The organism is Williamsia sp. 1135 (genome assembly GCF_002095395.1).
GTDB lineage: Bacteria > Actinomycetota > Actinomycetes > Mycobacteriales > Mycobacteriaceae > Williamsia.
On record NZ_MJEI01000099.1, the window covers coordinates 125,735 to 139,901 of the forward strand.

At 64.8% G+C, this 14,167-nt stretch carries 15 protein-coding genes; 9 read left to right on the forward strand and 6 right to left on the reverse strand.

Annotated features, from left to right (window positions below):
• The first annotated feature begins 83 nt into the window (after positions 1-83).
• The 4 genes from BFL43_RS18485 to phnE are packed head-to-tail and all read left to right on the forward strand — an operon-like array spanning position 84 to position 3,796.
• Positions 84-1,208: a TIGR03364 family FAD-dependent oxidoreductase gene (locus tag BFL43_RS18485; protein ID WP_084893938.1), complete on the forward strand. Its 1,125-nt coding sequence runs from the start codon at positions 84-86 to the stop codon at positions 1,206-1,208.
• Between the two features lie 58 nt (positions 1,209-1,266).
• Positions 1,267-2,190, forward strand: coding sequence for a phosphate/phosphite/phosphonate ABC transporter substrate-binding protein (locus BFL43_RS18490; protein WP_084893939.1), 924 nt, complete (start codon positions 1,267-1,269; stop codon positions 2,188-2,190).
• Entirely contained in the window at positions 2,187-2,975 is a 789-nt protein-coding gene (locus BFL43_RS18495) for an ATP-binding cassette domain-containing protein (protein WP_084893940.1), read from the forward strand. Before BFL43_RS18490 ends, BFL43_RS18495 begins: the two co-directional genes overlap by 4 nt.
• Positions 2,972-3,796: a phosphonate ABC transporter, permease protein PhnE gene (phnE, locus tag BFL43_RS18500; protein ID WP_084893941.1), complete on the forward strand. Its 825-nt coding sequence runs from the start codon at positions 2,972-2,974 to the stop codon at positions 3,794-3,796. The genes BFL43_RS18495 and phnE overlap by 4 nt, the downstream gene beginning before the upstream one ends.
• On the opposite strand, the gene BFL43_RS29545 is transcribed toward phnE, so the two are convergent.
• The 4 genes from BFL43_RS29545 to BFL43_RS18520 all read right to left on the reverse strand — a co-directional run bounded on the left by BFL43_RS29545 (position 3,715) and on the right by BFL43_RS18520 (position 7,868).
• Positions 3,715-4,515: a hypothetical protein gene (locus BFL43_RS29545; RefSeq protein ID WP_240498346.1), complete on the reverse strand. Its 801-nt coding sequence runs from the start codon at positions 4,513-4,515 to the stop codon at positions 3,715-3,717. The genes phnE and BFL43_RS29545 overlap by 82 nt on opposite strands.
• A gap of 147 nt (positions 4,516-4,662) precedes the next feature.
• Positions 4,663-6,900 carry an NADP-dependent isocitrate dehydrogenase gene (locus BFL43_RS18510; protein ID WP_084893999.1) on the reverse strand — a complete coding sequence of 746 codons (2,238 nt, stop codon included), beginning with the start codon at positions 6,898-6,900 and terminating at the stop codon, positions 4,663-4,665.
• Between the two features lie 206 nt (positions 6,901-7,106).
• A complete protein-coding gene (locus tag BFL43_RS18515) occupies positions 7,107-7,289 on the reverse strand; it encodes a hypothetical protein (protein ID WP_084893942.1) in 183 nt (60 codons plus the stop codon).
• A 105-nt stretch (positions 7,290-7,394) separates the two neighbouring features.
• A complete protein-coding gene (locus BFL43_RS18520) occupies positions 7,395-7,868 on the reverse strand; it encodes a MarR family winged helix-turn-helix transcriptional regulator (protein ID WP_084893943.1) in 474 nt (157 codons plus the stop codon).
• A gap of 89 nt (positions 7,869-7,957) precedes the next feature.
• Here BFL43_RS18520 and BFL43_RS18525 point away from each other — a divergent pair, with 89 nt between their 5' ends.
• Positions 7,958-8,314, forward strand: a complete 357-nt coding sequence (locus BFL43_RS18525) for a Fe-S protein (protein WP_084893944.1) — start codon at positions 7,958-7,960, stop codon at positions 8,312-8,314.
• Positions 8,315-8,369: 55 nt separating this feature from the next.
• Here BFL43_RS18525 and BFL43_RS18530 read toward each other — a convergent pair whose 3' ends face one another.
• Entirely contained in the window at positions 8,370-9,671 is a 1,302-nt protein-coding gene (locus BFL43_RS18530) for a chloride channel protein (protein WP_084893945.1), read from the reverse strand.
• Positions 9,672-9,955: 284 nt separating this feature from the next.
• Between BFL43_RS18530 and BFL43_RS18535 the strand changes: the two genes are divergently transcribed.
• Both BFL43_RS18535 and BFL43_RS18540 read left to right on the forward strand, forming a co-directional pair.
• Positions 9,956-10,357, forward strand: a complete 402-nt coding sequence (locus BFL43_RS18535; RefSeq protein ID WP_084893946.1) for a YciI family protein — start codon at positions 9,956-9,958, stop codon at positions 10,355-10,357.
• On the forward strand, positions 10,354-11,499 hold the full coding sequence (locus BFL43_RS18540; protein ID WP_084893947.1) for a DUF6596 domain-containing protein: 1,146 nt from the start codon (positions 10,354-10,356) through the stop codon (positions 11,497-11,499). The genes BFL43_RS18535 and BFL43_RS18540 overlap by 4 nt, the downstream gene beginning before the upstream one ends.
• Before the next feature lie 177 nt (positions 11,500-11,676).
• Here BFL43_RS18540 and BFL43_RS18545 read toward each other — a convergent pair whose 3' ends face one another.
• Positions 11,677-12,279, reverse strand: coding sequence for a TetR/AcrR family transcriptional regulator (locus tag BFL43_RS18545; protein ID WP_084893948.1), 603 nt, complete (start codon positions 12,277-12,279; stop codon positions 11,677-11,679).
• 144 nt (positions 12,280-12,423) lie between these two features.
• Here BFL43_RS18545 and BFL43_RS18550 point away from each other — a divergent pair, with 144 nt between their 5' ends.
• Positions 12,424-13,485 carry an NAD(P)-dependent oxidoreductase gene (locus BFL43_RS18550; RefSeq protein ID WP_084894000.1) on the forward strand — a complete coding sequence of 354 codons (1,062 nt, stop codon included), beginning with the start codon at positions 12,424-12,426 and terminating at the stop codon, positions 13,483-13,485.
• 47 nt (positions 13,486-13,532) lie between these two features.
• Positions 13,533-14,126 (forward strand): TetR-like C-terminal domain-containing protein, encoded by a 594-nt coding sequence (locus BFL43_RS18555; protein ID WP_084893949.1) that lies wholly within the window; start codon positions 13,533-13,535, stop codon positions 14,124-14,126.
• Positions 14,127-14,167 lie beyond the last annotated feature (41 nt).

Consider the following 14,167-nt stretch of genomic DNA (forward strand, 5'->3'; position numbering starts at 1 on the left):
CAAGGTAAACGTTCGGCAAACTTGTACAAACAAGTTGCGCTGAGGTCTTGACCGCAGTTGGTCTCGGCGGTCACGGTTGTCGCATGACCTCAACACACAACCGTCACGACCTGGTGATCGTCGGTGCTGGAATCGTCGGCCTCGCGCATGCGGCCGAGGCGCTCTCACGGGGCGCGTCGGTTGCGGTCGTCGAACGTGACGAATACGCGGTGGGTGCTTCGATTCGCAACTTCGGTCACGTGTGCACCACCGCGCAGGATGGCCGGGGCCTCGAGTTGGCGTTGGTGGCTCGCGAGCGCTGGCTCGAACTCGGCCGCAAAGCGGAGTTCGGGGTAGAGGAGTGCGGCACAGTCGTTCTCGCCCGCACAGAAGATGAAGTCGCCGTCCTGGCCGAGTTCATCGACACCCGGGGCGCAGAGCAGGCCCGATGGCTCGATCGAGCCGATCGCAGCGCCGTGATCGGTGGCGCCGAAGTGCTGGAAGCCGCGTATCTGCCGCTTGATCTGAGGGTCGACCCCGAACGTGCGGTAGGGTCCCTCGCCACGTGGCTCGCTGCAGAAGGTGTCGAGTTCCATTGGGGCTCACAGGTCACTTCCATCGATACCGATGAGAACGGGGTCGCGGTGCGAACCCCGAATGGTTCCGTTCACGCACGCACTGCTGTCCACGCTGTCGGCCACGACGTCGACAGGTTGTATCCGCAGATCGCCGCGGACTGGCAGGTGCAACGGTGTCGCCTCCAGATGCTGGAAGTCGAGGCGCCGCATGGACTTCGCATCGAACCGGCGTTGCTGACCGGCCTGTCGATGCTGCGGTACGCCGGGTTCGCGGCCATGCCCTCGGCTGCCGCTGTCCGTTCCCGCTTCGAAATCGAATCGCCAGAACTCCTCGACGTCGAGATGAATCTCATGCTCACGCAACGGCCCAGTGGCGCGCTCGTCCTCGGCGACACCCATCACAACGCCCGCACCCACACCCCGTTCGACGACGAGCGAAACGCCGAACTCCTGCTGCGCGAGGGCGCCCGGCTCTTCGGTGCGCCGCTACGCGTGGCCCGCCGATGGCGTGGCGTCTATGCGACCTCACCGCTGACCGACTTTCTCGTCGCCCGGCCTGCCCCCTCTGTTCGGGTCGTGTCGGTGACGTCGGGAATCGGTATGACCACAGCGCTCGGATTGGCCCCCACCGTGTTGAACGACCTGCTCTGAATCGCCCTGAACTGCCCTACTTCACCCCCCGCTCGACTCATCACCATCAGGAGAAATCATGTCCCGCACCATTCGTCGTCGCTCGTGTGCAGTGATGGCCGCCGTCACGGTCGCAATGTCGGTCGTCGCCGCCTGCGGAGACGGCAGTGACAGCGCCGCCGCCTCACCTACCTGCCCGAACGGCAAGATCCGGTTCGGCGTGGAGCCGTTCGAGGATCCCGCAAAGCTCACCCCGGCGTTCCAGGTGGTGGCCGACGGACTGTCCGAAAAGCTGAATTGCCCGGTCGAGGTCACCGTCGTCGACAGCTACTCGGCCGAGGTACTCGCGATGCGCAACGGGCAGATGGAGCTCGGCGTGTTCGGTCCGCTCGGGTATGTGTTTGCCGGACAGGAAGCCGATGCCAAGCCGCTCGCGTCCTTCGGTACCGCAGACGGTGTGCTCTCTACCTACACCGCGGGTATCTGGGTGCCCGCAGACTCGGACATCCGATCCATAGACGATCTCCGCGGCAAGGATCTGGCGCTGTCGGAGCCCGGATCGACCTCGGGGGACGGTCTGCCACGGATGGCGTTGAAGAACGCCGGCATCAAGGAGGGTGATGTGAACATCACCTACGCCGGTGGTCACCCCGAGGCCCTGTTGGCACTGGCCAACGGCAAAGTCAATGCCGCTGAGATCAATTCGCAGCAACTCAACACCTCGGTCAAGGAAGGCGCGTTCGATCCGACGAAGTTCCGGCAGGTCTGGACCTCCGAACCCATCCCCAACGATCCGATCACGGTGTCCGGCAGCACCAGTCCCGAGTTCCAGAAGGCTGTCGCCGAGGCATTGCTGAACCTGCCACCGGAGGCGGTGGAGAAGGCAGGCGCACTCCTCGACGTCGAGCCCGCCGGCCAGCTGCTCCCGGTCGACCAGAGCACCTACCAGCCCCTGTTCGACCTGGCTTCGGCACTGGGACTCACGTCCAAGGATGTCGAATGACCCGCGTCGCGTCGACTGTGGACCTCAACATCGCTGCGTCCCAGTCGTCGTCGGCACTCGCAATTCGGGGTATCAGGGTGCGGTACGGCAACAAGGTGGTCTTGGACGGGGTTGATCTCGACGTCGCTGCCGGCGAGGTGGTCGGCGTCCTGGGTGCCAACGGTTCCGGGAAGTCGACCCTGCTGCGATGTGTGGTCGGACTGGCGACAACCACGGACGGACGCATCACGGTCGCGGGACGGCCCGTCGACATGCATTCGAGGGACCCCCGGTCGGCGGCGATGGTGTTCCAGAAGATCCACCTGATCCCGCGGAGGTCGGTACTCGACAACGTGTGCGCCGGCGCACTCGGTCGACTCGACATCCGTCACTCGTGGTCGACGTGGGCGTTCGGTCGAGAGCTCAAGGAGGAGGCCATGGGCTGCCTCGACAGAGTCGGCCTCGCCGATCGTGCTCATGATCGTGCCGGTCGTCTGTCCGGCGGTCAGCAGCAGCGGGTGGCAATCGCCCGTGCGCTGTGCCAACGCGCGCCTGTTCTGCTCGCTGACGAACCCGTCTCGGCGCTCGACCCTGCTGCGGCCGAACAGGTCATGCGACTGCTGTGTTCTCTCGCAGGCGATGGCATCGCGGTCGCCGCGGTCCTGCATCAACCAGATCTCGCACGCAGGCACTGTGATCGCCTCGTCGGACTCTCGGACGGTCGAATCACGTTCTCGGCCAGACCTGATCAGATCGACGACGACGTCGTCGCACGGCTCTACCTTTCCGAGGAGACGGACCGATGACGACCTTGACTCTTCCTCGACTGCCGGTGCCGACGCGACCGCGCCGGCGCCTGGGCCTGATCGCCGGCGCACTCATAGCCGTCGGCCTGATAGTGGTCCACATCTGGGCGTTCACGCTCACCGACTTCTCGGTGTCGGCGCTGATCGGTGGCTGGTCGGGCATGGTCGACTTCCTCTCCTCTGCCATCCCGCCCGACCTGTCGTGGTCGACGGTCGTCCAGCCGGGTATCGAGGCGTGTCTGGTGACACTCGCCATCGCGCTGGTGGGCACCACCCTGTCGATCCCGTTCTCCGTGGCGCTCGCGGTCCTCGGGGCACGCACCACATCGCGCAATTCGTTTGTGTATCAAGCCGCTCGAGGCGTGATGTCATTTCTGCGTGCGGTTCCGGACATCGTCTTCGCGCTCATCTTCGTCACGGCCGTGGGGTTGGGACCGTTTGCCGGCGTGCTGGCCTTGATCTTCCACAACTCGGGCGTGATGGCGAAGCTGTGGTCAGAAACGATGGAAGAGATTGATGACGGTCCGACCGAGGCGCTACGCGTCGGCGGAGCGTCGAGCGCGCAAGTGGCCGTCCACGCCGTACTCCCATCGGTGGTCCCTCAATGCGTCGGGCTGCTGCTGTACCGCTTCGACGTCAACGTGCGGTCATCCCTGGTGCTCGGCCTGGTCGGCGCGGGAGGTATCGGCTTCCTCATCAACCAGTCGATCGCACTGTTCCGATTCGATCAGATGTTGACCTACATCCTCATGGTGCTCGTCATGGTAGTCGCGGTCGACCTGCTCAGCGGTGCGGTCCGGCGCCGGCTGGGGGCGGCGTGATCGCCACTGCCGCAGTCTGGTCGGGGAGCGGCTTCACGCTCACCGAAGTTGCGCCACCCGTTCTCGGCGACGGTGAGATGTTGATCGAGAACGAACTGGCGACGATCTGCGGAAGTGATGTGCACACCGTCGGTGGACGCCGGACCACACCCGTCCCGACGATCCTGGGACATGAAGCCGTCGGACGTGTGGTCTCCGCCGGACCAGGTGCGGCGGCGACCCCCGGAGATCGGGTCGTGTGGACCGTGGGCACGGCGTGCGGCATGTGCCGACGGTGCAGCCGCGGAGTGCCCCAGAAGTGCGTCAACGTCCGCAAATACGGCCACGAGGCAACAACAGATGCATGGACTCTCAACGGCGCGTTCGCTTCCCATGTCCCTTCGCTGCCGGTCAGCTCTACGGCCTGCGGTCTCCTCCAACCACCCCGACCCGTCCTCGCCGCCGCCGGCGCCGTTGAGCAAGTAGACCGTTGGGGCGCCGCGAAGGTCGCCGGAAGGCCGAATCAGCTGGAACGGGATGTCGGCACCCATGGCCGGGGAGTGCACGGTGATCTCCCAGCGGCTGTCTTGTACGTGGCTGAGCGACGTCACGTGGGGGCCGGAGTCCGGCGCCGGATCGGCGTAGGCGGTCGCCGGGAACATGACGCCGGTGACGATGAGTGCTGCTGCGGTCGCCAACAATTGGAGCCGGCGAATCGTCGGCCGGCGGGTAGGAATCACGGCTTACATTAGCGTGGCTAAGCACAAACTTCAGTGCCTGCGATGACCGAACGAGCGAGATGTGCTCCACTCGAACGAATCTGCTCCACTTCCAGCGTGCTGGAAGTGGAGCAGATTGCGATGAGTAGAGCAGCTGTGGGCGAGTGCCTACTTGAGGGCCGACCCCAGCGCTTCGTTGAAGGTCTTGCTCGGACGCATCACAGCAGCGGTGACCTCGGGATCGGGGAAGTAGTAGCCACCGATGTCCACGGGCTCGCCCTGCGCGTCGCTCAGTTCCTTGATGATGGTGTCCTCGTTCTTGCTCAGCGTCTCTGCCAGTGCGGCGAAGTGCTTTTGCAAATCCTTGTCGTCGGTCTGGTCGGCCAGCTCCTTCGCCCAGTACAGGGCGAGGTAGAACTGGCTGCCACGGTTGTCGATCTCGCCGACCTTGCGCGACGGTCCCTTGTTGTTCTCCAGCAATTTGCCGGTTGCCGCATCGAGGGTCTTGGACAGGATCTTCGCCCGCGCGTCACCGGTCTTCTTTCCCAGGTCTTCGAGGCTGACGGCGAGGGCGAGGAACTCCCCGAGCGAGTCCCAGCGCAGATGGTTCTCTTCCAGCAACTGCTTGACGTGCTTGGGTGCGGAACCGCCTGCGCCCGTCTCGTACAGTCCGCCGCCTGCCATGAGCGGGACGATCGAGAGCATCTTGGCGCTGGTGCCGAGTTCGAGGATCGGGAACAGGTCCGTGAGGTAATCGCGGAGGATGTTGCCCGTTGCGGAGATGGTGTCCAGGCCGCGGACAACCCGCTCGAGGGTGTATCGCATGGCACGGACCTGCGACATGATCTGGATGTCGAGGCCGTCGGTGTCGTGGTCTTTGAGGTACTTGTTGACCTTCTTGATCAACTCGTTCTCGTGCGGACGGTACGGGTCGAGCCAGAAGATCACCGGGATCCCGGAGTCGCGGGTGCGCGTGACGGCGAGCTTGACCCAATCCTGGATGGGCGCGTCCTTGACGATGCACAGTCGCCAGATGTCACCGGCCTCCACGGTCTGCGTGAGCAGAACCTCTCCGGTGGCGAGGTCGGTGATGTTGGCGGTGCCGCCCTGGGGGACCTCGAAGGTCTTGTCGTGTGAGCCGTACTCCTCGGCCTTCTGCGCCATCAAGCCGACGTTGGGAACGGTGCCCATGGTGGTCGGGTCGAACGCGCCGTTGGTCTTACAGAAGTTGACCATCTCTTGATAGATGCGGGAGAACGTCGACTCGGGGTTGACCGCCTTGGTGTCCTTGGGCCGGCCGTCGGCGCCCCACATCTTGCCGCCCGCGCGAATCATCGCGGGCATCGACGCGTCGACGATCACGTCGCTGGGGGAGTGGAAGTTCGAGATGCCCCGGGCCGAATCGACCATGGCGAGTTCTGGGCGATGCTCATGGCACTTGTGCAGGTCGTCGATGATCTCTTCGCGCTGGGACGCGGGGAGCGACTCGATCTTGTCGTAGAGATCCGACAGGCCATTGTTGACGTTGACGCCGAGTTCCTCGAACAGGTCGCCGTGCTTCGCGAACGCGTCTTTGTAGAAGACCCGCACGGCGTGGCCGAAAACGATGGGATGCGAGACCCGCATCATCGTCGCCTTCACGTGGAGCGAGAACATGACGCCGGTCTTGTAGGCGTCCTCCATCTGCTCTTCGTAGAACTCGATGAGCGCTTTCTTGCTCATGAACATGCTGTCGATCACGTCACCGTCGGTCAGCGAGACCTTGGGCTTGAGGACGATGGTCTCGCCGCTGTCGGTGAGTAGTTCCATCTTCACTTCACGGTCACCGTCGACGGTGGTCGACTTCTCGCCGTGGTAGAAATCGCCCTCACGCATGTGCGCTACATGGGTCCGCGATGCGGGCGACCACTCGGTCATGCTGTGCGGATGCTTACGTGCATATTCTTTGACGGCCTTGGGCGCGCGACGGTCTGAGTTGCCTTCTCGCAATACGGGATTGACCGCACTGCCGAGGCACTTGGTGTACCGGTCCCGGATCTCGGTTTCCTCGTCCGTCTTCGGGTTGCCCGGGAAGTCGGGAAGTTTGTAACCCTTCGCCTGGAGTTCCTTGATCGCAGCCAGTAGCTGTGGCACCGAGGCACTGATGTTCGGCAATTTGATGATGTTGGTCTCGGGCAGCTGCGTCAGTCGCCCCAGCTCGCCGAGGTTGTCCGGCACCCGCTGGTCTTCAGGCAGGAGATCGCTGAACTCGGCGAGGATGCGGGCGGCCACTGAGATGTCGGTGGACTCGACGTTGATGTCGGCAGCATCGGCAAACGCACGGATGACAGGCAGGAATGCGTGGGTCGCAAGCATCGGCGCCTCGTCTGTCAGTGTGTAGATGATCGTCGGCTGCTTTGCGTTCATAATCGCGTTCGTCTCCATGTTCGTCACGTGCGGCAGGGATCTTCCTGTCTTCATCTACCAGTATCACGTCGGACTCGAGATCGTGCGTACGAACGGGTCGGTCGGGGGCCTGCCACCCAACGCACCGCCGGTGCGTAACCGTGTCGCTGCTACGCATCGATACGGCCGGCGGCGGTCGGGTGGCGAGAAGTTCAACTGTCTGTCACCTAGGCATCGTCGGTGGCGTCACCCAGATGTTCTGCCCCGGGGGTTGCCGGTGCCAGGACGGCGTCGTCGTCCGGGTCGGCGGGTGGGGACGCGGGCGATCCCAGCTTTTCCGATCCGGGGGTGGCGGGTGCCAGCACGTCGTCCGTCGCCTCGACGTCGGGTTGGGAGTTCTCTGAGGTCATTCCGGCTGCCTTTCGTGGTGTCGACCATGAGATGAAACTGATCCTCTTCTCCAAGGAGAAGGTGATTCTTATACGACGATACCCACAGGCGTGCTGGGGAAACCCTCAACGGTCTTCGGGAGCGGCGGCGAATGCCCGGAACGCTCGCATGAGCGAGGGGATCAGCTCTCGCAGCGTGTCTTGCCCGAGGTGCTCGGTGAGGGCTTGATCGACCTCGGCGTATGACGCCATCCCGACGTCGATCAGGCGTTGTCCTTCGTCGGTGACGAAAAGCCGCGCGCTGCGCCCTCGGCCGCCGCCGCCGATTCTCTCGACCGCGCCGATCTCCTCGAGTTTGTTCAGCGTCGCCTGCATGCTCTGCGGCGTCACGGCCGCCCTGCGGCCGAGTTCGCTGTACGACAGTCCTGGATTTCGCGACAGGTGGCCGAGAGCAGAGACGTGGCGGACGGCGATGCCCTCGCTGTGCAGCGCGGCGTCGACCCGGTCGCGGATCTGGCGACCGAGGACCGACAGGAGAAATGCCGCGCTCGGCGTAGGGGTCGAGAGGGCCGAGTCGGGGCCGGGCTGTTCATCGGCCATGTTGACAACACTTCCACACAAGTTGCAGTCTAACTGAAACTACGGCGCGGCGGTCAGGTCGCCGCCGGCAAGTCGAAGAAAGACAGTGCATGGAAACATTGCGGGACGTCGTCATCTGGATCCATCTGATCGGCTTCGCCGCGACCTTCGGCGCCTGGGCCACCGAAGCGGCAACGCGACGACTGCGCACGACTCGGGTCATGGACTACGGCCTGCTGGTGTCGCTCATCAGCGGCGCGATCCTCGCCGCGCCGTGGCCCGCCGGCACCGACATCAACTACGTCAAGGTGAGTATCAAGCTGGTCATCCTCGTGGTGCTCGGCGGCCTGCTCGGCATGGGTAATGCCCGGCAGCGACGCACCGGGGAAGCCGTGCCCCGCGCACTCTTCTACGCAGTCGGCGGACTGTCCTTGCTGGCTGCCGGGATAGGGGTCATCTGGCGATGAGTGTCCGGCACGTGCCCACATCGCGCGCCCGCGGTCACCGCCCCAGGTCGATCGGCTACTCCTTCGTACCGGTGGTCGGCAGCACGTTGATGAGGACGAAGGCAACCGCGACTGCGACCACCACCTGCGGCGTGACCGACACCCCGTCTGCGCCGAGCAGCAGAATGCCGAGCAGCGCAGACGTCAGCGGGAGTCGCAACATCACGGCACACATGGCACCGATACCCATCGCGATCGCGGGCGCCGAGCTCATGCCCGGCAGTCCGCTGATGGCGATGCCGAGGACGGCGCCGATGAAGATCGCCGGGAAGACGGGTCCACCGCGGAAGGCGCTCAACGAGATCGAGTAGACGAACGTCTTGCAGAGGCCCAGGAGCAGCAGCACGCCCACCGAATAGTCGGCGGCATGCGCGACGAGGTCGGGCAGGGCGTCTTGCCCGGAGAACAACACCTGCGTGAACGTGTGTCCGGAGATCAGTTGATAGGCGGTCGCGGTCAGGCCGATGAGCAATCCGATTCCCGCCGTGACAAGGACACGGCTCGAATGCACGACGGGCCGCAATGCCAGTCCGATCCAGCGGATCACCCAGCCCAGCGCAGCGGCGAAGGCTCCCACGACGACTGCCCAGCACAGGGTCGCGACGGTCGGATTCACCGCTGTCGGGACCGATGTCAGCGCCAGCGAGAAGGTGCCGAGCCCGGTCAGGTTGTCGAGTCCGATGAAGACCACGGCGCCGATGCCGGATGCGAGAAGCCCCGGTACAGCTACCAGACTCAGTGTTGCGCCTCCGATTCCGGCTGCCTCCATGATCAAGAACGCTGCGAGGATCGGTGAACCGAACAGGGTGCTGATGGCGGTGAAACTTCCCGCCGAGGCCATGATGACCAGCGCCATCGGTGGTGCGTCCTTCTTCAGCAGGTGCACAGTCAGGACGGCGAGACCGCCTCCGATCGCGATCAGCGGAGCTTCCGGGCCGAGGACTGCGCCCAGACTGAGCGTGGCCAGTGAGGCCAGGATGATGCCGGGAAGCTCTTTGTCCACCGGCGTGCCTCCGGCGTGGAAGCCGAAGGCGGGGGAGTGTCCTGCGTTGCCGGGCAGGTATCGGATGGTCAGGGCGGTCAACACGCCGCAGAGCATGAGCCACGGGATGGGCCACCACGAAGGTGTACCGCCGGAGAAGATGTCACCGGGTAGGTCTCGGAACACGTACTTCTGGATCTTCGTGACGGCGGCCAGGAAACCGTAGGCGACCAGAGAGATCGGGATGCCCAGGGCCGCTGCCAGCAGGAGCGCCACCGCATAAGCTTTCGAGCGCACGACCGTGACCAGATCGACGTCCGGGGTGGGCGTGGTCATCGGACCTCCAGAAGCTGATTCCCGCAGGCCGGGCGGCCTGACCGGAGGTGTTGCGACCGTGGCGGCGCGATCAGCTTGTCAGCCTGGTTCGAGCGCTGTCGTCACCCGTAGTGGATGAGACCTGCGCAGACGAGGCCGTAGGCGACCGGGCCCAGAACGTTCAGCAACCGTGAGTCGACAAGATCCTCGAAACTTTTTCCGCGACCATGTCGAGAATGGGACGTCGGCTCCGTCCTAGTGGTACGAGCGGCCACAAGGGGCCGCGACGACGAAGGAGAATAAACATGAAATATCTGATGCTCAAGCACTACCGCGGTGGCCCGGGAATCAACTCCACCCCGATGGACGAGTGGACACCGGAGGAGGTCGATGCTCACATGCAGTACATGAACGACTTCGCGGATCGACTGCGGGACTCCGGCGAGTTCGTCGACTCGCAGGCGCTCTCGCAGGAGGGCACGTTCGTGCGATACGACGGCGAAGGTCGTCCACCGGTCACCGATGGCCCGTTCGCCGAGACGAAGGACCTCATCGCCGGCTGGATGGTCATCGATGTGGAGTCGCAAGAACGCGCCTATCAGCTGTCGGGCGAGCTTTCTGCCGCACCGGGCGCCGGCGGCGAGCCGATCCACGAGTGGCTGGAGGTTCGGCCCTTCCTCACGGCCCCGACGACTGTCACCGAGTGAACTCTGCGCTGCTGCGGGAACTGGTTCCCGCAGTGATCGGCGTCCTCGTCCGGCGTGGAGCGGATTTCGCGTCGGCCGAGGACGCCGTGCAGGAGGCCTTGATCCAGGCGCTGGACGTCTGGCCGGCCGATCCGCCACGGGATCCCAAGGCGTGGCTGGTCTCGGTGGCGTGGCGCAGGTTCATCGACGCCACCCGCTCCGACTCCTCGCGTCGCGGTCGGGAAGTCGCGGTGGACCTCGAGCCCCCGCCCGGGCAGGCGTCGGCTGTGGACGACACGCTTGCGCTCTACTTCCTCTGCGCGCACCCGACGCTGCCACCGGCATCCGCCGTGGCGTTGACGCTGCGAGCGGTCGGTGGTCTGACCACGAGGCAGATCGCGCTGGCGTATCTGATCCCGGAAGCGACGATGGCGCAACGAATCAGCCGGGCCAAGCGGCGGATCGCCGGTATTCGGCTCGATGAGCCCGGTGACCTCCACACCGTGTTGCGGGTCCTCTACCTCGTGTTCAACGAGGGCTACGGCGGGGATGTCGATCTGGCGGCCGAGGCAATCCGGATCACCCGCCAGCTCGTCGCGCTGACCGACGAGCCGGAGGTCGCCGGTCTGTTGGCGTTGATGCTCCTTCATCACGCCCGCCGCGAGACCCGCACGGGCGCGGGAGGACGTCTCATTCCGCTGGCGGAGCAGGACAGGTCGCGGTGGGACTCGCGCCTGATCGCCGAGGGCGTGACGATCCTGCATACCGCGTTGGCCCGCGATCGCCTCGGTGAATACCAGGCACAGGCGGCGATCGCGGCGCTGCACGCCGACGCCACGAGCACGCCCGAGACCGATTGGGTCCAGATCGTGGAGTGGTACGACGAATTGGTGGCCCTCACCGACAGTCCGGTGGTCCGGCTGAACCGTGCGGTCGCGGTCGGGGAGGCGGACGGTCCGCAGGCGGGGTTGGCCGCCCTGTCGGACGTCAGCCCGGATCTACCGCGCCATACCGCAGTGCGGGCCTACCTGCATGAACGAGCAGGTGATCTCAAACGGGCTGCTGCGCTGTATTCGGAAGCGTCCCGGCTGGCGACCAGTGTCGGAGAAGGCGACCACCTCACGCGAGAGGCTGCGCGGGTGCGGCAGATCCTGCCATCGTGATCTGCCGGCAGCGAGAATAATTCGGCGGTTTCGCTTGCGCGACATCCTCCGTTCCCCATATTGTTACGGAGTTGGTCCGCCTGGCGGACCCGAGGGGGATGCGTCGGTTGGGACGCCTTCGATACGTTCGATCCGTATGTCCTCCACCACGAGTTCGCGGTCGGCGCACTTCATCGGTCACGGCCGCGGATACATGAGCGCAGGGCCGAGCCATCGTTCGAGGTAGCTTCGCAGATCTTCTGCGTTGCGGGGTGGGCTACCGGGATCGATCACGAACGACTGGATGAGCCGGAGAACGAACTCGACCAGTTCGTCCAGCGCTCGTTCGTCGAATCCTGCGGCCTGCCAATCGATGTCGAGACGACTCAGCATCATCTGTCCGAAGCCGCGAGCGGTGTCCGACGTTATGCCCGCCGAATACTTGCCCTGCTGGGACGGGGCGAGCAGCACACTCAGGTGGGGCTGCCGGGGCAGGGTCTCCAGCGTGTACGCAACTGCTTCGATGACGGCCTGGGCGGGACGGACTTCACCCACGAGGTGTTCTGCCAGTTCTGCGAGGTAGTCGTCGGCCGCTCGAATGGCCGTCGCGGCGAGGAGTTCATCTGCGCGCGAGAAATACCGGTACACCGTTTGGCGGGTGACGCCGAGCAGGCGAGCGACCTCCGCGATGTTGAAGTCGTCGCCGCGTTCGTCGACGACGGTACGTGCGGCGGTGAGTATTCGGTCGACGGCCTCGTCGTCGGATTTCGGGGTGGCGCCGGACCAGCCGTGGGTTCTCATGGTCCGATCCCGAACCGGCGTCGCCGACCGTTCGGCGACCGGCGTTGCTCTTCGATCGCCCTGACATACACAAATAGACCATACACTTTCGCGCCAATGTATGGTGTGGTCGCAGTCGACGGATCAACGGAAAGCGAGCCCGCCATGACCACCGCTCAGACCGTCCTGGTGACGGGTGCCTTTGGTTTGGTGGGCTCGTCGGTGGTGACCGAACTGGTGAGCCGGGGTCACAACGTCGTGGCGACAGACCTGGAATCACCTGCGAACCGAAAGGTCGCATTGAAAAGGCCTGGGGCGCAGGTGTGGTGGGCCGATCTCACCGACCCCGCCGACGTCGAGAAGCTGCTCACCTCGGTCGCGCCAGATTCGATCATCCACCTGGCGGCGGTGATCCCTCCGCTCTGCTACGCGCGTCCCGACATCGCCCGCAAGGTCAATGTCGGCGCGACAGAGAATTTGGTGCGCGCCGCGTCGGCGATGCCCGTACCGGCCCGATTCGTCCAGGCGTCGAGCGTTGCTGTGTACGGACCACGCAACCCCTACCGCGAGACAGAACTGCTGACCGCGCAGACGCCTCGTCGCCCGGCGGATGTCTACGGCACCCAGAAAGCGGCCGCGGAAGACATCGTCCAGTCTTCTGGATTGCAGTGGGCGATACTGCGACTCGGCGGGGTTCTGACCGCGGAACTAGGTGCGACCATCAACCCGGACGCCGTGTTCTTCGAGGCGTCTCTGCCGGCTGACGGACGGATCCAGACGGTGGATGTACGCGATGTGGCCACCGCATTCGTCAACGCGTGCACCATCGAAAAGGAACCGGCTGTGTATCTGATCGGTGGCGATGACAGCCATCGGCTGCGCCAGTCCGACATCGCCTCTGCGACCTCGGCGGCCATCGGTTTGTCCGGTGGTTTTCCGGCGGGTAGGCCAGGTGATCCGGGCAACGACCCGAGTTGGTTCGCCACCGACTGGATGGACACGGAGTCGTCACAGCGAGTTCTCGCGTTTCAGGAGCACTCGTTCGCCAATCTCATGGCCGACACCAGGCGTGCGGCCGGGTGGAGACGCCACGTGGTCCGGCCCACGTCGCGGTTGGCGCGCGCAGTTCTCACCCGCAGATCTCCGTATCGCGGCTATCCCGGTTCGTACGCCGATCCGTGGGGAGTCGTGGCAGCGAAGTGGGGTCCGGCAGCGTCACCGGAGTGAAGAGGTAAAGTAGCCATACGAAACCTATTCGTACGGGAGGTCGGCCTATGACGGTGTCAGAACAAGAATCGGCTGCACCGGCAGTGCGTCGGCGACGCGTGAACCACGAGGCTGTCATCGCGGCCGCTCAACAGATGGTCGACGAATTCGGTCCCGACGCACTGACGATGACAGCGCTCGCCTCGAGTCTCGGCGTGCGGGTTTCGTCGCTGTACAACCACGTGAAGAGCCTGGACGAGATCAAGAACGAACTGCAGTTGCGTGCCATGCGTGAGCTGGGCGACCTCGCCAAGCGGGCCGCGATGGGCCGGACAGGGGTGGACGGTCTACGGATACTCGCCCGTGTGTTCGTGGACTACGCCGCGAAGTGGCCTCATCGATGCAGGTCACTGACCCGAGTCCCTGCCGACACCGCGGCGTTCTCGGCGGCGAGCGCGGAAGCGGGTGAAGCGCTCGCTGTCATGATCCGCACGGCGGGGGTCGCCGATGAGCGGGTTTTGCAGACGCAACTCGCGCTGTTCGCCGCGATCAGCGGTTTCGTCACATTGCAGCTGTCCGGCTTCTTCGCAGCGTTCGGCAACGCCGACGACGTATTCGAGCAGATCTTGCGTGGTGCGGTCACCGCGGCGGTTGTCGGCTGACCCTCGCCGCGCGGGCTGACGCCCGACGCCTGCGGTGATGT